A 19,081-nucleotide genomic window follows, 5' to 3' on the forward strand; every position below is an offset into this window, starting at 1 on the left:
ACCGAACTTTTCAACAGGACACCTCCATGGCCATCTACCATTACGGCGAACATGCGCCCCAGATCGATCCGTCGGCTTATGTGACCGACGAAGCCACACTGATCGGCAAGGTGCGCCTTGCTGCCAACAGCAGCGTCTGGTTCAACGTCACGCTGCGCGGCGATAACGAACTCATCAGCGTTGGCGAAAACAGCAATGTGCAGGAAGGCGCGGTCTGCCATACCGACATCGGTTATCCGCTGACCATCGGCGACAACGTCACTATCGGCCATCAGGCCATGCTGCACGGTTGCACGATAGGCGCAGGCTCGCTGATCGGCATCCAGGCCATCGTCCTCAATGGCGCAAAAATCGGCCGCAACTGTCTGGTTGGTGCCGGTGCACTGGTCACTGAAGGCAAGGAATTCCCGGACAATTCATTGATCATCGGCACCCCGGCCAAAGCCGTACGCACGCTGACCGCCGATGAAATCCTCAAGCTCGCAGGGAGCGCTGCCAGCTATGTGGCACGCGCGCAGTCGTTCAAGACCACACTGAAAAAGGTGTCCGCATGAGTCAGCACAAGACCCCCGACACGTTGCAAAAATTCATGTTCGATGGCGCCCCCGTGCGCGGCGAACTGGTCGAGTTATCGGACACCTGGCGTCAGGTACAACAGCGGCGCGACTATCCGCCGGCCGTGCGAACACTGCTCGGCGAAATGATGGCAGCGGCAGCACTGTTATCGGCCAACCTGAAATTCAATGGCGCGATCGTCATGCAGATTTACGGTGATGGCCCGGTGCGCTTGCTGGTCGTCGAGTGCGATGGCGATTTGCAGATGCGCGCTACGGCCAAGTTCGATGCCGAAGCCGTCATCAGCGAAGCATCACTGCTCACCGACCTCGTCAATCTGAACGGCAAGGGCCGTTTCGTCATCACGCTCGACCCGAAAGACAAACTGCCAGGACAGCAAGCCTATCAGGGCGTGGTCCCGCTCGATGGCGACAGCATTGCCACCGTCATCGAACACTACATGCTGCGCTCGGAACAACTCGACACGCGCTTGTGGCTAGCCGCCGACGGCAATGTCTCGCGTGGGTTGCTTCTGCAAAAACTGCCAAGCACCGGCGGCGTCGACGCACCTGTCGACGACGACCTCGCCACCTGGGATCGTAGCGTAATGCTGGGCTCGACACTGCGCAATGCAGAGTTACTGGAAACCGACATCGAAACGTTGATGCGGCGGCTGTTCTGGGAAGAAACCATCCGTGTTTTCGATCCCCAGCACCCGAGTTTTCGCTGCACGTGCAGCCGCGAACGCGTTGGCAACATGCTCAAAATGCTGGGTCAGGAAGAAGTCAACTCGGCCCTGGCCGAAATGGGAAAGATGTCAGTTGATTGCGAATTTTGTGGCCAGCATTACGCCTTCGACAAAGTCGATTGTGCGCAATTGTTCGTGGCAACCGAGGTATTGGCGAGCGATAGCAGCGTCAAGCATTGAGGCAGGCGTTGGTGCAACGCTAAAATCCGTAGGGTGCAATAACCGAAGGGCATTGCACCCTACGGCCGGGACTCAACGGGTACCGCGCACCGGCGGCAACGGCCCGGCATTAGCAGGCGTTGGCTTGACTGCGATTTCGGGTGTTGGCGTGCCTGCCGACAACACCTGAATGAACACTTCGTCTTCCTTGACCATCCCGAGTTCGTAACGCGCCCGCTCCTCGATCGCACCGGTACCGGTTTTCAAGTCCTGCACTTCGGACGCGAGCTTGGTATTGCGGGCTTTGAGGTCTTCGGTTTTTTGCACGGCGGCATTGACCTGCTGATCCAGTTCGGCCACGCGCAGCCAGCCGCCCTTGCCAAACCAGAGCGGGTATTGAATCAGCAATAACAGCGCAGTCAGGCAAATCAGAATCAGGCGCATGGTGAAAAGTGTGAGTTGACGTCATGCACACGGGCCACTGCGGGCCCGTACTGCATTGTGTTACCGCAGGTTATAAAAAGCCTGTCGGCCAGGATAGCTGGCGATATCACCGAGGTCTTCTTCGATGCGCAGCAGCTGGTTGTACTTGGCCATGCGGTCCGAACGCGACATCGAACCGGTCTTGATCTGCAACGCATTGGTACCAACGGCGATGTCGGCAATGGTCGAATCTTCGGTCTCGCCGGAGCGATGGGAAATGACGGCGGTGTAGCCGGCGCGCTTGGCCATTTCGATGGCGGCGAAGGTTTCGGTCAACGTTCCGATCTGGTTAATTTTGATCAGGATCGAATTGGCGATGTTCTTGTCGATGCCTTCGCGCAAAATCTTGGTATTGGTGACGAACAAGTCGTCACCCACCAGCTGGATTTTCTTGCCGAGCGCTTCGGTCAGGATGGCCCAGCCTTCCCAATCGTTTTCCGCCATGCCGTCTTCGATCGAAATGATCGGGTACTTGTCGCACCAGGTTGCCAGCAGGTTGGTGAAATCAGTCGAGCTCAGTGCCAGTCCACCTTCGCCGGTCAGCTGATATTTGCCGTCCTTGTAGAACTCGCTCGCAGCACAATCGAGACCAAGCGCGATTTGCGTACCTGGCTCGTAACCGGCTTCTTCGATGGCCTGGATGATCAGCTTGATCGCCATTTCATGGTTGTCGACGTTCGGTGCAAAACCGCCTTCATCACCGACCGAAGTCGCCAAACCCTTAGCCTTCAGAATTTTTTTCAGCGTATGAAAAATTTCGGCGCCATAACGGATCGCTTCCTTGAAGCTCGGTGCGCCCACCGGGATGATCATGAACTCCTGGATGTCGAGATTGTTGTCGGCATGCGCGCCGCCGTTGATGACGTTCATCATCGGTACCGGCATTTGCATCGCGCCACTGCCACCGAAGTAGCGATACAGCGGCAAGCCCGATTCTTCGGCAGCGGCTTTGGCCACGGCCATCGAGACTGCCAGCGTGGCGTTGGCACCGAGGCGTGCCTTGTTGTCGGTGCCGTCGAGGTCGATCAGTGTGCGGTCGAGAAAGGCTTGCTCGTTGGCGTCGAGGCCCATGATGGCTTCGGCAATTTCGGTATTGATGAATTCGCAGGCTTTCAGGACACCCTTGCCGAAGTAGCGACTCATGTCGCCATCGCGTAATTCAATGGCTTCGCGCGAACCGGTCGATGCGCCGGATGGCACCGAGGCACGACCCATGACGCCGGATTCCAGCAGGACGTCGCATTCGACGGTTGGATTGCCGCGTGAGTCAATGATTTCGCGGGCGATGATGTCAACGATGGCACTCATGATTTCTCCTGGATCTTGCAGTTTTGAATTGGGGTAAAAAGTGAACGGTCAAGCGCGACCGTTACGCGAAATCAGTTTCGAGGAAGCCGTTTTTCTTGACGACACGATCTAGTTCGATCAACGTCGACAGCAGTTCGCGCATCCGACCCAGCGGTACCGCATTCGGTCCGTCGGACATCGCTTCGGCCGGATTCGGATGGGTTTCCATGAACAGACCCGCGATGCCTACTGCGACCGCAGCACGTGCCAGAACCGGCACGAATTCGCGCTGACCGCCCGATGAACTGCCCTGCCCGCCCGGCAATTGCACCGAGTGCGTCGCATCAAACACGATCGGACAACCGGTCTCGCGCATGATCGCCAGCGAGCGCATGTCCGACACCAGGTTGTTGTAGCCGAACGAAACGCCGCGTTCGCACGCCATGAAATTATCTTCCGGCAGACCCGCTTCTTTTGCTGCAGCACGCGCCTTGTTGATCACGTTGACCATGTCATGCGGTGCCAGGAACTGACCCTTCTTGATATTGACCGGCCGTCCCGACTGCGCGCACGCATGAATGAAGTCGGTCTGACGACACAAAAAGGCCGGGGTTTGCAGCACGTCGACTACCGCCGACACCGGCTTGATTTCGTCGATCGCATGGATGTCGGTCAGAACAGGAACACCCAGCTCGCGCTTGACGTCAGCGAGAATCTCCAGCCCCTTGTCCATCCCGAGGCCACGAAACGACGTCCCCGACGAGCGGTTCGCCTTGTCGAACGAGGACTTGTAAATGAAGGGAATGCCAAGTGCGCTGGTGATTTCCTTGAGCTGGCCAGCCGTATCAAACGCCATCTGGCGCGATTCGATCACGCACGGTCCGGCGATCAGGAAAAACGGCTGATCGAGCCCAATGTCAAAGCCACATAATTTCATGCTGCATCCTTGAGTGTGCCGGCACTCGCCTGCTTGTGTGCCAGCGCTGCCTTGACGAACGAGATGAACAACGGATGCCCGTCGCGTGGCGTGGATTTGAATTCGGGATGGTATTGCACGCCGAGGTACCACGGGTGTGAATGCGCGCCGGAGCGCGGCAATTCCATGATTTCGCACAGGTCTTCGGACGGTGTGCGGGCCGACACGACCAGACCGGCTTCTTCAACCCGGCTCAGGTAATGGTTGTTGGCTTCATAGCGATGGCGATGACGCTCGGTGACGACGTTGCCGTAAATTTCAGCAGCCAGCGTGCCGGGCTTGACTGCACAAGTCTGTGCGCCAAGACGCATTGTGCCGCCAAGGTCGGAATTGATGTCGCGCTTCTCGACCTTGCCGTCGTGGTTCTGCCATTCGTTGATCAGGGCCACGACCGGTTGCTCGGTCTCGTTATCGAATTCCGTTGAGTTCGCCTTGGTCAAGCCCGCGACATTGCGCGCATATTCGAGCAACGCGACTTGCATGCCGAGGCAAATGCCGAGGTACGGAATCTTGTGTTCGCGGGCATAACGGGCCGAGGCAATCTTGCCTTCGACACCGCGCTTGCCGAAACCGCCCGGCACCAGGATCGCGTCGTATTTGGCCAGCCCGGCAGGACCAGTGACTTCGATATCTTCGGAATCGAGATATTCGATATTGACGCGGCACTCGGTATGAATGCCGGCATGACGCAAGGCTTCGGTCAGTGATTTGTACGACTCGGTCAGGTCGACATATTTGCCGACCATACCGATGGTGACTTCAAACTTCGGGTTTTCGAGGGCATGCACCAGCCGTGTCCACATCGACAGATCGGCCGGTTTCGGGGACAGGGCGAGCTTGTCGCAGACAATTTTGTCGAGACCCTGATCGAACAGCATTTGCGGAATCTTGTAAATCGTATCGGCATCCCACACCGACATCACGGCATCTTCCGGCACGTTCGAGAACAATGAAATCTTGGCGCGCTCGTCATCCGGGATAGGCCGGTCGGCACGGCACAGCAGCGCATCCGGGAAGATACCGATTTCGCGCAATTTCTGAACGCTGTGCTGGGTCGGTTTGGTTTTCAGTTCACCGGCCGAGACCAGATACGGCACCAGCGTCAGGTGCACGAACGCAGCCGCATTGCGACCGGCGCGCAGACTTAGCTGACGCGCGGCTTCAAGGAATGGCAGCGATTCGATATCGCCGACGGTGCCGCCGATTTCAACCACGGCGACGTCATAGCCTTCGGCACCGCGATGGATGTAATCCTGAATTTCATTGGTGATGTGCGGGATGACTTGCACGGTCTTGCCGAGATATTCGCCACGACGCTCCTTGCGGATCACCGATTCATAAATCTGGCCGGTCGTGAAGTTATTGACCTTGCGCATCCGGGTGGTGATGAAGCGCTCGTAGTGACCAAGGTCGAGGTCGGTTTCGGCACCGTCATCGGTGACAAACACTTCGCCATGCTGGAACGGACTCATCGTGCCGGGATCGACGTTGATGTACGGATCGAGCTTGAGCATGGTGACTTTGAGGCCGCGCGATTCAAGAATCGCTGCGAGAGAGGCTGCTGCAATCCCTTTGCCAAGGGATGAGACGACGCCACCGGTTACGAATACAAATTTGGTCATTGCAGATAGTGCCGAACGGCACGTGCGGGAAATCGGAATTATACCGCACGCTGAATGCCGCACGCAGATTTTCCAGCCCGACTATCGACGGTAAAAAATTATGACCGGCGGTCGGGACGCGATCCATTACAGCGCGTAAGCAAACAACAAACGCACAAAGTTTTGCGTGCCTATGCTGTTTGGCAATGTGCGAATTTCATTGCCGCGCCGGACCACCGAAGCACTGACGCTCCATGGCGAGCGCTGCCACACCGCGCCGATTTCTGCTTCGCCGACCAACCGTTTCGGATCGACCGTGTGCGGGTTGCTGCTAGAAAAATAACCGCCCTGCAGCGTCGCGTTGTATCCCACTGCGCTTGCTTCGGCTCGCACGAAGCCGTGCAACGTCGGCTGATCCGGCAGCACATTGAGCTGCCCGGCACGCAGCAGCACACTGGCACTGGCATCCGTAAAAATATTACCGAAGCGCGCCTGCAGCGCGGGTGTCAGATCGACCGCGCTGCCGAGCTGCCAGCGCACCGGAGCGAGTTCGCCAACCAGCACCGCGCCAAATTCATTACGCATCTGCTTGGCCCAACCTTGCGGCAACTGCTGTCCGATCAGCCGGTGCAAGTGCGTCTGCGTCCACTCGCCACCGGCACACGGGCCGAGGCAACCGAGATCCATCCCGAGCTTCCAGTGCGTGCCATCGGCCAGCGCTTGCTGCCGGTAGACACCGCCAAATAGCCAGCCTGCGTACGGATGATCGGTCGGTCCGATCTGGGACGGCAACAGGCGCGTGTCCGAAGGCGTGTACATCTCCTGGCCGATGCGCCAGCCAATGCTGTCGAGCCTACCGGCCGAATGCAGATCGATGCGTTGACCAATGCGGGCACCGCTGGTGTAGAAGCCGTCATCGCGGTTGAGCAACAGACTGTCGTTATCGATTTCCAGCGTTACGCTAGACGCGCCTTCGGCGCGCATGCGCGTTACATCAGGAAAGTCGACTGCGTGAACCGTACCTGCCAAGGCACACAGGGCTAACAACGCGAATTTCATCATTGGGTATTTCCGAGTAAGGAGGTAATCATGGTGTGGGTCGCGTCGGCCGCCGCCTGCGGCGAAGCCATCGGAAACAGGTGCCCGCCGGGAATTTGCGCGAAATGGGAACCGACCAGTCGCCGGGTGGCATCGAGTCCGGCTTGCTGACACTCGACGGACTCCAGCCCGCCGATAAACCCGATCGGAACCGGAAACGACCCCCGTGCGAGTGCGCCAAGGTCATGCGGCAAGCCGCGATAGACCGCCGTTTCGATTTCGCGCGTGAAGCGCAACGTGACACCCTCTGCATGTGGCTCCATGCCGTACTGGATGTAATCACGCAAGACTTCTTCGGGCCAGACAGCGAACATCGCTTTCGACGCATAGTGGGCATAGGCGGCTTCGAGGTCGGGCCAGAATTGGCGGCGACGCTGCGAAAAACGCGCCGGCGAAAATTTCATGTCCAGCCCGGTCAGCTTCGAGACCCGCAGCGCCAGCGCACGCCAGCCTGCCACCACCGGCGAATCCAGCAGCACCACGGCGCGCACCAGATCAGGCCGCTGCTTGGCCACCATCATGCACAGCATCCCGCCCAGCGAATGACCGACCAGAATCACCGGCTGATCATAGCGTTCCAGCAGGTCGTCCTGCAATTCGCGCCGCAACGCGTCCCAGCCATCGCGCACCGGATAGTCGGGATTGTGGGCATGCATCGGCAGCGCGCGCACGTCATAGTGCGGTGACAGCGCGCGGAAAAAAGCGCGGTACGTATCGGCCGGATAGCTATTGGCATGGGCAAAGTGCAGCACAGGGTGAGTCATTGTTTATCGCTTCCTATCGGTCATACCAATACCGCGCATGGGTGCTGCGGTACGTGCTCAAGGTCAAATTCTGGCTGAATTGTAATGTGATTGCCCCTGAGTCATCCGTTCGTACGCGCTCGATGCCATGCTCGGCATAGCGCGCAAAGACTTCCGGCTTCGGATGATGGTAGCGATTGCGGTAGCCAACCTGAAACACCGCCAGCGTTGGCGCGACCGCGTCGAGAAAGGCTTCGGTCGATGAGGTGCCGCTGCCATGGTGCGGTGAAAGCAGCACGGTGCTACGTAATTGGCCGGGAATGCGGTTGACCAGTTCGATTTCGGAAGTCGCTTCGATATCGCCGGGGAGCAGGATGGCATGACCGCCGGCTGAAATCTTCAGCGTACAACTGCGTGCATTGGGCTTCCATTTGTCGCTGGTATAGCTGACCGCTGTCGGATGCAGCATCTCGAAGTGCACGCCATCCCAGTCCCAGCGCTGACCGGCCAGGCAGCGCCGGTGTATTGACGCAGCGCGCACGATGCGATTATCCAGCGGCAGCGAGCTCGACACCCAGCCGACTGGTAACGCAGCCAGTAACGACAGCGCACCCCCCGAATGATCGGTATCGCTGTGCGACACGATGACTGCATCGAGCGCGCCAATGCCGCGGGCTTTCAGATACGGCAGCAGCACGCGATTGGCACCGTCGGATTCGGGCGCATAAGCCGGGCCGGTGTCATACAGCAAACGGTGCCCGGCGGTCTCGACCAGCAAGGCCATGCCCTGGCCGACGTCGAAGGCAATGACATCGAATTGGCCAGTCTGCGGATGGGTCGGCAACGTTGTCAGCAGCGGCAACCAGCCGGCCACTCCGGCCCAGCGCAGCGGCCAGCCGCGCGGTGCGAGCCACCACAAGGTGCCGATGGCAGCCGTGCAAAATGCCCACCACGACGGCACCGGTGCCGACCAGACTGCCCACGACAAACCGCTTAACCAGGTAAGCGCCTGCGCCAGCAAATCGATGCAGGCATGGCCCGACCACAGCAACCAGCCACTGAACGGGACCGGCGCGACACTCCCCAACAAGGCCAGCGGGGTGACCACGAAACTGACCAGCGGAATGGCAATCGCATTGGCCAGCGGACTGATCAGCGACACTTGCCCGAACAGCAGCAAGGTCAGCGGTACCATGCCGATCGACACCACATATTGCGTCTGCGTTGCTGGCATCAGCGCCGCCCGCCAGCGCTGCCAGCGGGTGGTCGCAGGTGCCGGCGGCAAGCGTCCCACCGATGCATACAGGATGATCGCCACCGCGCCAAACGACAGCCAGAATCCGGGTGCCATCACTGCCCACGGATCGAGCAGCAACACCACCGCCAGGGCGATACACAGCACCGACGAGACCCGCGTCAGTCGTCCGCACCAGAGCGCTAGCGCAACCACCGACAACATATACAAGGTACGTTGCGCGGGCACCCCGAAACCGGCCAGCAGCACATATAACAGCGCCACGGCAACACCGACCAGTACGGCAAACTTCTGCGCGGGTAGTCGCAACGGCAATGCAGCATCGGTAAAAAAAGACCGTCGCCACAAGGCTTGACCAAGCGCGGCAAACAGGCCGGCGACCATCGTGATGTGCAAGCCGGAGATCGAAATCAGGTGGCCGATACCGGTGCGTGTAAAAATATTCCAGTCCGATTGCACGACCCCGCGCTGGTCACCCACCACGAGCGCGACCAGCACGCCGGCATAACGTTTTTCAGGCAAGGCAGCGAGAATGCGGGCGCGCAACCAGCCACGGCTGCGTTCGACCAGATTGCCGGGACTGATGACGAATGCCGCCAGCCGACCATTCTTCAAGCGGGCATCGGTATCGGGCCGGACATACCCGGTGGCGCGCAGATTCTGTTCGAGCAGCCAGGCTTCGTAATCAAACCCGTAAGGATTGGCATTGCCATGCGGACGCGACAAACGCACCGTCAATTGCCAGCGTTCGCCCGGTTGCACATCGCCGACGACTTGCGTGGTCTGGCCGAAAAATCCGGACGACCAGGCCAGCGCCAATCGTGGCGGCAAGACCGGCGTGACACCATCGAGCGGCAACACGCGCTCCACCAGAAAATTAAATCGCACGCCCTGCTCGACGCTGGCCGGCAAACTGTCAATGGTGCCGATGACGGTGATGTCGCGCCCTTCGAGTTCTACAGGCAAGGACCGCTGCAAATAAAACTGCGCGAACAGCGTGGCCCATGCAAAACCGAGCAGCGCCGCAACGCTTGCCACCAACGGCAGCCGAATCTGCGCTGTTTTTATCCGTTTGAATGCAAGCAGTAGCAGCACGGCGCTCACCAGCAACGTCGTCGCCCACGTCGCCGGCAACAGCGTCGATTGCAGTTGCACCACCCCGACTCCGACCGAAAATCCGAGCAATGCCGTGCGCATGCGACGTCAGTAAAGTGCCGCCAGTCGCGGCAAGGCGACCAGTGCATTGGCGGTCGTGGCAGCTGCGATCGTCTCGACCGGCACATTGCGCAAGCCAGCCAGTGCAGCGCCGATCTGCGGAATCTGCGCCGGGCTATTACGCATCGGATGCAGCCACGCCGGTGACAGGTCGGGCGCGTCGGTTTCGAGCACCAGTGCGGACAGCGGCAGTTCGGTGGCGAGGCGGCGAATCTGCAAGGCACGGGTGAAGGTCATCGCGCCACCGAGCCCCAGCTTGAAACCGAGCTCGATGAATTGCAGCGCCTGCTGAAAGCTGCCATTGAACGCATGCGCGCAACCGCCGCGCACTCGGATGCGGCGCAAATGCTTGAGCAGCATGTCTTGCGAGCGCCGCACATGCAATAGCACCGGCAAGTCAAAGTCGCGGGCGATTTTTAATTGCTCGATGTAAAAGTGTTCCTGTTTCTCGCGCAGCGGCGACAGGGTCAGTGCAGGAATAAAAAAGTCCAGGCCGATTTCGCCGATGGCTAAAAACCGCGCATCCAGCAAGGCGGCGGGAATGGCCGCACGCAGCAGCAACAGATCGGCTTCGTCGGTTTGCGGTACGAACATCGGATGGATGCCAAGCGCATAGGACCCGTTAGTGCACGCTGCCGCGAGCGCGGCAACCGTGCCGAAATTGGCACGACCGATGGCCGGAATGACGATGCGGGAGACGCCTAGCCCGCGCGCCTCATCCGCCACCGCCTCGTGTTCACCGGCAAATTCGGCGGCATCCAGATGGCAATGGGTGTCGATCCACATCGGCGTACTCCGTTATTCGACGTAGGGTTCCAGCCCGCGCTCGGACAGCCGCAAGATGCGATCGCAATGGCGCGCCAGTTCGATGTCATGCGTGACGATGACGAACGAGGTGCCCAGCGTACGGGACAATTCCAGCATCAGGTCGAAAGTCTGGTGCGCGGTGGCGCGATCGAGGTTGCCGGTTGGCTCGTCGGCCAGCACGCAGGCCGGTTGCGTCACCAGCGCCCGCGCCAGCGCAACACGCTGCCGTTCGCCGCCGGACAGCTCGCCAGGCACGTGCGTGACGCGCTCGGCCAGACCGACACGCGACAGCACCTTGCGGGCGGCTTCCTGTGCCGTGGCGCGGTCGACGCGACGGATCATCAACGGCATCGCGACATTGTCGAGTGCTGAAAATTCAGGCAGCAAATGATGGAACTGGTAGACAAAACCGAGCGCGTGATTGCGCACTTCGCCACGCTCTTTTTCACCCATGCTGGCAAAGTCGCGCTCGAGCAAAGTGACACTGCCGGTACTCGGCGTATCGAGCCCGCCAAGCAAATGCAGCAGCGTCGATTTGCCGGAACCGGACGCGCCGACGATGGCGACGCGCTCCCCTTTTTGCACCTGGAAGTCGATGTCACCCAGCACCTTGACGGAATACTTTCCTTGCGTGAAGGTCTTTCCCAGACCGGCGCAGGACAATACCGGTGAATTTTCAATATTACTCATAGCGCAAGGCCTCGGCAGGTTTGACACGGGCCGCCCACCAGCTAGGATACAGCGTCGCCAGGAACGCCAGCACCACGGCAACCGCGCCGATGGTGCCGACGTCCGGCCAACGCAAATCGGACGGTAAGGCACTGATCAGATAAATGTCGCGCGGCAGAAATTGCACGCCGAGCAGGTGTTCGATCACCGGCACAATGACATCGACATTCAGGGCGATCAGCACACCGCCGCTAACGCCAATGGCCGTGCCGATCAAGCCCACCAGCGCACCCTGAATCATGAAGATTTTCATGATCGAGCGCGGTGACGCACCCAGTGTGCGCAGGATCGCGATGTCGGCCTGCTTGTCGGTGACGGTCATGACCAGCGTCGAGACCAGATTGAACGCCGCGACGGCAATGATCAGCGTGAGGATGATGAACATCATGCGTTTTTCAGTTTGCACGGCGGCGAACCATGTCTTGTTCTGTTTCGACCAGTCGCTGATGAGCACGTTGCCGGTCAGGATGCGCGACAGGTCGCGCGCGACCAGCGGGGCCGTCTGCATGTCGGCGATGCGCAGTCGTACGCCGGTAGGTGCCTTGAGCCGGAACATTTTTTCGGCATCGTCGATGTGCATGAAGGCCAGCGTGGAATCGTATTCGTAATGTCCGGCTTCAAAAATTCCAACCACCGTGAAAGCCTTGTAGCGCGGCACGACGCCTGCCGGCGTGACCTGTCCTTCGGGCGATACCAGCGTGACGCGGTCGCCGATGCCGGCTGACAGCGCACGGGCCAGTTCGCCACCAAGCACGATATTGAATTCGCCGGGACGCAAGTCGCTGAACTTGCCTTGCCGCACTTGCGCCGCGACTTCGGAGACATTCGATTCTTCGCCGGGCAGCACACCGCGCACAATCACGCCACGCAAAACGCCGTCACGCGTCATCATTGCCTGACCTGCCACGTACGGCGCGGCGCCTTTGACTTCTTTGTCCAGAAAAGCTTCCCTGGCAGTCGCCCGCCAGTCGGACAGGCCATTGACGGGATCGAATACTTCGATATGCGGGAGCACCGACAGCATGCGGTCGCGCACTTCTTTCTGGAAACCGTTCATCACCGACAGCACGACGATGAGTGCCGCCACGCCCAGCGCGATGCCCGCCATTGAGATCAGCGAGATGAATGAAATAAAACTATTACGGCCACTACGTCGGCCAGCCCGTGTGTAACGAATGCCGACCAGCCACTCGAACGGCAAATTTTTAAGAATACTCAATGGTGGGCTCCTGAATTCGACGTGCATCTTCCCACATAAAACAGATCGACTCCAATCAGGGTAGTCTGAGAGGTTGCGCAGCGTAACGAATGCCGTCAAGTAGTCTTTATTCGGCAACCAAAGATTGCATCGACAAGACCAGTTACCTGCATCAGGATCAGCTATGAAGGTCATTAAGAATATTTCGTAGGTTAATTTTTAACGAAAATCTATACTGGCCTACGCTGGAATCGCCAAACATTCACAGGAGAACGACTTGTCAAACGAAACAAAATGTCCGTTTTTAAGCGGAGCACCGCAAGCTACAGTCAACGCCGGTAGAAATAATGCTGACTGGTGGCCAAATCAGCTGAACCTGAAAATCCTTCAACAGAATTCATCGTTGACCAATCCGATGGGCAAGGATTTCAACTACGCCGAAGAATTCAAAAGCCTCGATCTGGAAGCCCTGGTCAAGGATGTCACTGCAATGATGACCGACTCCCAGGATTTTTGGCCGGCCGACTATGGTCACTACGGTCCCTTCTTTATCCGTATGGCATGGCACGCGGCCGGTACCTACCGGATTGCCGATGGTCGCGGCGGCGCCGGATATGGTACCCAGCGTTTTGCACCGATCAACAGCTGGCCTGACAACGTCAACCTGGACAAGGCACGTCGCTTGCTGTTGCCACTGAAGCAAAAATACGGCCGCAAAATTTCATGGGCTGACTTGATCGTGCTGACTGGCACCGTCGCCATGGAATCGATGGGCTTGAAAATGGTCGGCTTTGCTGGTGGCCGCGCCGACGTCTGGGAACCGCAAGAAGATATTTACTGGGGTCCGGAAACAGTATGGCTGGACAACAAGCGCTACAGCAAAGATCGCGTCCTTGAACAACCGCTAGCCGCAGTCCAAATGGGTTTGATCTATGTCAATCCAGAAGGCCCGGATGGCAATCCCGACCCAGTGCTGTCGGCACACGACATCCGTGAAACTTTCTTGCGCATGGCGATGAATGACGTAGAAACCGTTGCCCTGTGCGCTGGCGGTCATACCTTCGGCAAGGTCCACGGCGCTGCTGATCCTGGAAAATACGTCGGTCCTGCACCAGAAGGCGCTCCGCTCGAAGAGCAAGGTCTGGGCTGGAAAAATTCCTTCGGTACCGGCAAAGGCGTCCACACGATTTCCAGTGGTCTGGAAGGCGCATGGACACCGACCCCGATTACCTGGGATAACAGCTACTTTGATACCCTGTTCGGTTATGAATGGGAATTGACGAAGAGCCCAGGCGGTGCCCATCAGTGGACACCCGTCAATGGTGGCGGTGCGGGTACCGTGCCGGACGCGCATGATCCGGCTATCCGTCATGCACCGATGATGGCAACGACCGACATCGCGCTGCGCGCCGATCCGGCCTACGAAAAAATCTCGCGGCACTTTCATCAGAATCCGCAAGAATTCGCTGAAGTTTATGCCAAGGCCTGGTACAAGCTGATGCACCGCGACATGGGTCCGTTGTCACGCTATCTTGGTTCGATGGTTCCGGCCCAAACCGAAATCTGGCAAGACGTCGTTCCTGCCGTTGACCACCCATTGGTCGATGACAAAGATATCGCCGCCTTGAAAGCGTCGGTACTCGCCTGCGGCGTGCCAGCTGCGCAATTGATTAGCACGGCATGGGCTTCGGCAGCATCGTTCCGCGGCAGTGACAAGCGCGGTGGCGCCAATGGCGGTCGTATTCGTCTGGCACCGCAAAAGGATTGGGAAGCCAATGAGCCAGCACAACTGGCCACGGTCCTGAAAGCACTCGAGACTGTCCAGAAAGATTTCAATGGCGCGCAATCCGGCGGCAAAAAAATCTCGATGGCGGACTTGATCGTGTTGGCCGGATCGGCTGCGGTTGAAGCAGCAGCCAAAAAAGGCGGTCATCACGTCACCGTTCCGTTCATGCCAGGTCGTACCGATGCCTCGCAAGAACAGACCGATGTCGAGTCGTTCGCTGCACTGGAGCCAACTGCGGATGGATTCCGTAATTATCTGGCTGACCACAGCTCGCGGACGGCAGCAGAGTTGCTGATCGACCGCGCCCAGCTGATGACATTGACCGGTCCGGAAATGACGGTCCTGCTCGCCGGAATGCGCACCCTTGACACCAACTTCGGTGGCACCAAGCATGGTGTATTTACTGCACAGCCTGGCACCCTGAACAATCACTACTTCGTCAATCTGCTCGACATGAAAACCGTGTGGCAGAAAACGGCTACAGAAGGCCAGATGGAAGGTCGTGACGCCACCACCGGTGACATCAAGTGGACCGGTTCTGTCGTTGATCTGGTTGTGGGTTCAAACTCGCAGTTGCGGGCTATTGCTGAAGTCTATGGCAGCAGCGATGCAGATGAACAGTTTGTGCATGACTTCATTGCGGCATGGACCAAGGTGATGAATCTGGATCGTTTCGATCTGGCCTAATCCTGCAGTAAAAAACTGGGCAGACTAGTTCTGCCTCGAAAGGCCCGCTCACAATTGCGATCGGGCCTTTTTTCAATGGGCGAATGAAAAACTGTTCGAGAAGAAACGCTACGAAACTTTGTGAAATATTTACGTACTAGTCAGTATTTTCAAGGCAGTGAAAGCACCGTCTTGAGAAGCCGTATGTGCTCACGCGCAGGGCGGGATTTATGCTTTAGAGGCGAATGGCGCAGCCTCATCAAGCAGGTGATGTTCGTGTCGGAAATGACGTTTAGCAGGTTGTCCAAACCTCGCTTGTGGTGTGGTTGAAACTGTGTCCGGTAGATGCGCCGGATGGCAAGTGTTGCGGCTTCCGCTCAACCCTGTTCAATGGCCCCCAATGTGGGCAGAATGATGTGCCGTTGTCGTGACCCTTAGCCTTAGTGGCACGCCAACTGGAGGACGAGCATGGCCGTGGCTTTGGTGCCAAGAACCTGCGTCACATGCTGCGCTTTGGCGAGGTGTTCGAGACCGAGGACATCGTCTACGCACTGAGTAGACAATTGAGCTGGACCCATTTGCGTAGCCTGATATACATCGACGATCCACTCAAGCGAGAGTTCTATCTGGAAATGTGTCGCAGCGAGGGCTGGAGTACCCGTACCTTGCAGGGAAGGCTGGACTCCATGCTGTTCGAGCGGACATCATTATCGCGCAAGCCGGATGAATTGCTGACAATTGAACTGGCGACCTTGCGCGATGAGGGGGTGGTCGGCCCAAGTCTCGTGCTGAAGGATCCGTATATTCTTGATTTTCTGGGATTGCAGGACCGTTATCTCGAAAAAGATCTGGAAGACGCCATTTTGCGTGAACTAGAAAATTTCCTGCTGGAGCTGGGTGCTGGCTTCACCTTTGTCGCCCGCCAGAAACGGCTGCAAATTGACAATAACGATTTCTACATCGACTTGCTGTTCTACAACCGCCGCTTGCGACGCCTGGTGGCGATCGAACTGAAGCTGGGCGAATTCAAGGCGGCCGACAAGGGCCAGATGGAGTTGTATCTGCGCTGGCTGGCTAAACACGAACAGGAACCGGGCGAAGCACCGCCGCTGGGGATCATTCTTTGTACCGGCAAAAACAGTGAACAGATAGAACTGCTGGAACTGGACCAAAGCGGCATTCACGTTGCCGAATACTTGACAGGGCTACCGTCCCGGCAATTACTGGAGCAAAAACTGCATGAGGCAGTCACGCTATCGAAAGCACGGCTCGGCAATCGGTAGTCGGCGTCCCAAACTCAGGATTTCGCAACAACAATAAATCGTTTGCCTGGTCGATTCTGAATAGCTGACTCGGCGTCGATCAGCGCGGTATGCGGCAGAAGTTCAACACCGGAATCGCAGAGTGCAACTTTACCGGTGATAAATCAGCACCACCGCCTCCGCAGCCATCCCCTCTTCACGCCCCAGAAATCCCATGCGCTCGTTGGTCTTCGTCTTGACGTTGACGCGTCCGGCCGGAATGCCGATGGCTTCGGCGATATTGGTCACCATCAGTGCGATCTCTCAGTTGCGGGCTATTGCGGAAGTCTATGGCAGCAGCGATGCAGATGAACAGTTTGTGCATGACTTCATTGCGGCATGGACTAAGGTGATGAACCTGGATCGTTTCGATCTGGTGTAATCATTTAGTAAAAAACCGTTCCGCTTAGTTTTCCCCCGAAAGACCCGCTCGCGCTTGCGACCGGGTCTTTTTTCTTTGAAAAACGAAAGAATATCCACAACAGCGTTCAAGCATCGTGACGGGTTCACGCTCCGCTAATGTGCAAGCGTTCGACCCGCGCCAGTATATTTTGGGCAGACCGGAAGGATTTAAAGTTGAGCATCGGTTTGGTCAAGTGCTTGATGGCGCGATGATCTTTCTCCACGACGTTGTTGAGATACTTGACCTGGCGAACGATGATCTGAATTTTTCGGTCGTCATTGATCTCGTCGATCGCCGCTCTGTTCGCACGGCTCTTGTCCATCTTGACTTTTTCCGCCACGCCGCTGGATTGCATGGCCTTGTCGAAAAACTTTTTAGCGGCAGCTTTGTCCCGCTTTGCCATTAAGAAAAAATCTACTGTGTTGCCTTCCTTATCAACAGCGCGCTAAAGATATTGCCGGGCGCCTTTGATCTTGAAAGCAGTTTCGCCCGGTCGCAGCATAGAGCCTCCGGGGTTGAGGTACTTTCGCCTTCATCGTTTAAGTGCATCAGCACCTAACGAGGATGGAACCATTGGCGTGAGCGCATCACGTACTACTGCTTTCCCCTGCACCGGTGCGACCCGTGTGGGCCGACCAACACTAGATAACCTTCATTGCCATGTTCAACAAAGTAAACCATAGCTCCCGACCTGCCACGCCCTTGTTGCCAAATCTGCCTGACAGCAGGACACCGCCCACTCCTCCGAGGCTAGCAGCAACGGCAACTCCCAAAGCGTACTCTTTTCCTCCGATTAATAAGCTGCGCAGAACACAGTCGTTTGATAACGGCCAAAGATTTTTTAAGCAAGCTCGCTTTAGTTCTAATATTTCTATCGAAGCGGTCAATGGAAATGATCGGAACTTAAATAAAACGAATAACCCAAGCAATAGCATTTCATCAAAAATAACTATGAGCGATGAAATTTTTAATTCAATACCATCTAAAGAAAGTCGTGATTTTACACTAAACCATATAGAGTCTTTTATTAGACAAATAATCAAAGAACAAAAAGAAATTAAACTTGATTATCACGGAATAAGTGAATCGCTAAAGGAACTTCCTTACACTATAAGTTGTATTAAAAAACCAAGGTGGGAAGATGATGCACTTATAATAAGAGTCCAAAATCCTGATAAAAAAGATGAGGATTACTCAGTAAAACTACACGAAGATAAATATCCATTAGCATCTCACATTTACGATAATAAAGATCTGCTTTTAAAAATATCAAACTCAGGTTTCGCCGCCAAAGTTAGAAAAACTTTTATAGAATCAGGTGAGAGTTATCAGTTTAGGTCTGTAATATATGATTATGTAGATGGAAAACCGATGGGAAGTCTTGTTAAAAACGGAAAAGATGAAGACTTAATTAAATTAAGAAAATCTTTAAAAGAATGTGTTTCTGGTCTTTTGCAAAAAGGTGTGAATGTGTTTGTAAGAGATTTAGATGATTTTATGGTGTCGTCAAAAGATGGTGTTTTAAAATCAGTTATCACTGACTATAATGCTGTGATGGATTGCTCTAGTGCTAACTCTTATAGTCGCACAAGAATAAATGACATTATCTTTCCAGTAATTGATAAGGTTGTGACAAAAGATTACAAGCCATTTGTGTCAACAAGGCCAACTCTTACAGATATTAATAATGATACGGAGAAAAAAGATAATGTTTTAGATATGCGATTTTGATTGCATATCTAATGCTTAAATTCAAGCATGAAGTGCAACTTTGATTAATTAGAATGGGTGGTCGAGATGAATTAACATCAAGACCCCCTGACTCCCCAGTCGAAGGAGCGCAATGACCTATCATTATTCCAGCCAAACTGAACGTTATCAAACGCCTTGCCGTGCCCGCAATGTGGGGACCGATAGGCATGCGGACATCGGCCTTTCGCGAGCGCTGCGTCACATTGCGCTTCGGTACTGTAATTCTTCATAAACCCGTTTAAGGAACCACTGAATAAAGCCGAATCCAAGAATGGAAATGGCTGACTACGCTTCCAGCAAATTTTATTTTCGAAAAAGT

15 protein-coding genes and 2 pseudogenes are annotated in these 19,081 nt (G+C 56.4%); 5 read left to right on the plus strand and 12 right to left on the minus strand.

The annotated features are described in order from the left end of the window. Positions 1–26: 26 nt before the first annotated feature. The gene (locus tag QN370_RS01170) at positions 27–554 is read left to right on the plus strand and encodes a gamma carbonic anhydrase family protein (RefSeq protein ID WP_322127379.1); all 528 of its coding nucleotides are present in this window, start codon (positions 27–29) and stop codon (positions 552–554) included. Then, a complete protein-coding gene (gene hslO, locus QN370_RS01175; RefSeq protein WP_322127378.1) occupies positions 551–1,483 on the plus strand; it encodes an Hsp33 family molecular chaperone HslO in 933 nt (310 codons plus the stop codon). The genes QN370_RS01170 and hslO overlap by 4 nt, the downstream gene beginning before the upstream one ends. 72 nt (positions 1,484–1,555) lie before the next feature. On the opposite strand, the gene ftsB is transcribed toward hslO, so the two are convergent. The 10 genes from ftsB to QN370_RS01225 form a co-directional block, all read right to left on the minus strand. Beyond that, positions 1,556–1,906, minus strand: coding sequence for a cell division protein FtsB (gene ftsB, locus QN370_RS01180; RefSeq protein WP_322127377.1), 351 nt, complete (start codon positions 1,904–1,906; stop codon positions 1,556–1,558). Positions 1,907–1,966: 60 nt separating this feature from the next. Next, a complete protein-coding gene (gene eno, locus QN370_RS01185) occupies positions 1,967–3,253 on the minus strand; it encodes a phosphopyruvate hydratase (protein ID WP_322127376.1) in 1,287 nt (428 codons plus the stop codon). Positions 3,254–3,314: 61 nt separating this feature from the next. Beyond that, entirely contained in the window at positions 3,315–4,169 is an 855-nt protein-coding gene (gene kdsA, locus QN370_RS01190; protein ID WP_322127375.1) for a 3-deoxy-8-phosphooctulonate synthase, read from the minus strand. Beyond that, the gene (locus QN370_RS01195; protein ID WP_322127374.1) at positions 4,166–5,830 is read right to left on the minus strand and encodes a CTP synthase; all 1,665 of its coding nucleotides are present in this window, start codon (positions 5,828–5,830) and stop codon (positions 4,166–4,168) included. The genes kdsA and QN370_RS01195 overlap by 4 nt, the downstream gene beginning before the upstream one ends. 126 nt (positions 5,831–5,956) lie before the next feature. Continuing rightward, positions 5,957–6,871 (minus strand): lipid A deacylase LpxR family protein, encoded by a 915-nt coding sequence (locus QN370_RS01200; RefSeq protein WP_322127373.1) that lies wholly within the window; start codon positions 6,869–6,871, stop codon positions 5,957–5,959. Next, complete coding sequence (locus QN370_RS01205) at positions 6,868–7,671, minus strand: alpha/beta hydrolase (protein ID WP_322127372.1); 804 nt, start codon at positions 7,669–7,671, stop codon at positions 6,868–6,870. The genes QN370_RS01200 and QN370_RS01205 overlap by 4 nt, the downstream gene beginning before the upstream one ends. Before the next feature lie 13 nt (positions 7,672–7,684). Next, the gene (locus tag QN370_RS01210; protein ID WP_322127371.1) at positions 7,685–10,102 is read right to left on the minus strand and encodes a DNA internalization-related competence protein ComEC/Rec2; all 2,418 of its coding nucleotides are present in this window, start codon (positions 10,100–10,102) and stop codon (positions 7,685–7,687) included. A gap of 6 nt (positions 10,103–10,108) precedes the next feature. Further along, positions 10,109–10,906, minus strand: coding sequence for a TatD family hydrolase (locus tag QN370_RS01215; RefSeq protein ID WP_322127370.1), 798 nt, complete (start codon positions 10,904–10,906; stop codon positions 10,109–10,111). Positions 10,907–10,918: 12 nt separating this feature from the next. After that, entirely contained in the window at positions 10,919–11,617 is a 699-nt protein-coding gene (gene lolD, locus QN370_RS01220) for a lipoprotein-releasing ABC transporter ATP-binding protein LolD (RefSeq protein ID WP_322127369.1), read from the minus strand. After that, positions 11,610–12,875: a lipoprotein-releasing ABC transporter permease subunit gene (locus QN370_RS01225; protein ID WP_322127368.1), complete on the minus strand. Its 1,266-nt coding sequence runs from the start codon at positions 12,873–12,875 to the stop codon at positions 11,610–11,612. Before QN370_RS01225 ends, lolD begins: the two co-directional genes overlap by 8 nt. A 256-nt stretch (positions 12,876–13,131) precedes the next feature. Between QN370_RS01225 and katG the strand changes: the two genes are divergently transcribed. Both katG and QN370_RS01235 read left to right on the plus strand, forming a co-directional pair. After that, the gene (katG, locus tag QN370_RS01230; RefSeq protein ID WP_322127367.1) at positions 13,132–15,327 is read left to right on the plus strand and encodes a catalase/peroxidase HPI; all 2,196 of its coding nucleotides are present in this window, start codon (positions 13,132–13,134) and stop codon (positions 15,325–15,327) included. Positions 15,328–15,740: 413 nt separating this feature from the next. Then, positions 15,741–16,589, plus strand: a pseudogene (locus QN370_RS01235) (PDDEXK nuclease domain-containing protein); the annotation flags it as partial. A gap of 129 nt (positions 16,590–16,718) precedes the next feature. Here QN370_RS01235 and QN370_RS01240 read toward each other — a convergent pair. Continuing rightward, positions 16,719–16,859 carry a 2-C-methyl-D-erythritol 2,4-cyclodiphosphate synthase gene (locus tag QN370_RS01240; protein ID WP_322127365.1) on the minus strand — a complete coding sequence of 47 codons (141 nt, stop codon included), beginning with the start codon at positions 16,857–16,859 and terminating at the stop codon, positions 16,719–16,721. A 254-nt stretch (positions 16,860–17,113) separates the two neighbouring features. After that, positions 17,114–17,443, minus strand: a pseudogene (locus QN370_RS01245) (DDE-type integrase/transposase/recombinase); the annotation flags it as partial. A gap of 227 nt (positions 17,444–17,670) precedes the next feature. Here QN370_RS01245 and QN370_RS01250 point away from each other — a divergent pair. After that, the gene (locus QN370_RS01250; RefSeq protein WP_322127364.1) at positions 17,671–18,741 is read left to right on the plus strand and encodes a hypothetical protein; all 1,071 of its coding nucleotides are present in this window, start codon (positions 17,671–17,673) and stop codon (positions 18,739–18,741) included. Positions 18,742–19,081: the final 340 nt, after the last annotated feature.

The organism is Actimicrobium sp. CCI2.3 (assembly GCF_035019065.1).
In the GTDB taxonomy this organism is placed as follows: Bacteria; Pseudomonadota; Gammaproteobacteria; order Burkholderiales; family Burkholderiaceae_D; genus Actimicrobium.

Bases quoted from the DNA above. Each gene is read 5' to 3' on its own strand.
- QN370_RS01240 (WP_322127365.1), bottom strand. From the start codon at position 16,859: ATGGTGACCAATATCGCCGAAGCCATCGGCATTCCGGCCGGACGCGTC.
- QN370_RS01195 (WP_322127374.1), bottom strand. From the start codon at position 5,830: ATGACCAAATTTGTATTCGTAACCGGTGGCGTCGTCTCATCCCTTGGC.
- kdsA (WP_322127375.1), bottom strand. From the start codon at position 4,169: ATGAAATTATGTGGCTTTGACATTGGGCTCGATCAGCCGTTTTTCCTG.
- QN370_RS01215 (WP_322127370.1), bottom strand. From the start codon at position 10,906: ATGTGGATCGACACCCATTGCCATCTGGATGCCGCCGAATTTGCCGGT.
- ftsB (WP_322127377.1), bottom strand. From the start codon at position 1,906: ATGCGCCTGATTCTGATTTGCCTGACTGCGCTGTTATTGCTGATTCAA.
- lolD (WP_322127369.1), bottom strand. From the start codon at position 11,617: ATGAGTAATATTGAAAATTCACCGGTATTGTCCTGCGCCGGTCTGGGA.
- QN370_RS01170 (WP_322127379.1), top strand. From the start codon at position 27: ATGGCCATCTACCATTACGGCGAACATGCGCCCCAGATCGATCCGTCG.
- hslO (WP_322127378.1), top strand. From the start codon at position 551: ATGAGTCAGCACAAGACCCCCGACACGTTGCAAAAATTCATGTTCGAT.
- QN370_RS01200 (WP_322127373.1), bottom strand. From the start codon at position 6,871: ATGATGAAATTCGCGTTGTTAGCCCTGTGTGCCTTGGCAGGTACGGTT.
- QN370_RS01210 (WP_322127371.1), bottom strand. From the start codon at position 10,102: ATGCGCACGGCATTGCTCGGATTTTCGGTCGGAGTCGGGGTGGTGCAA.
- QN370_RS01250 (WP_322127364.1), top strand. From the start codon at position 17,671: ATGTTCAACAAAGTAAACCATAGCTCCCGACCTGCCACGCCCTTGTTG.
- QN370_RS01205 (WP_322127372.1), bottom strand. From the start codon at position 7,671: ATGACTCACCCTGTGCTGCACTTTGCCCATGCCAATAGCTATCCGGCC.
- eno (WP_322127376.1), bottom strand. From the start codon at position 3,253: ATGAGTGCCATCGTTGACATCATCGCCCGCGAAATCATTGACTCACGC.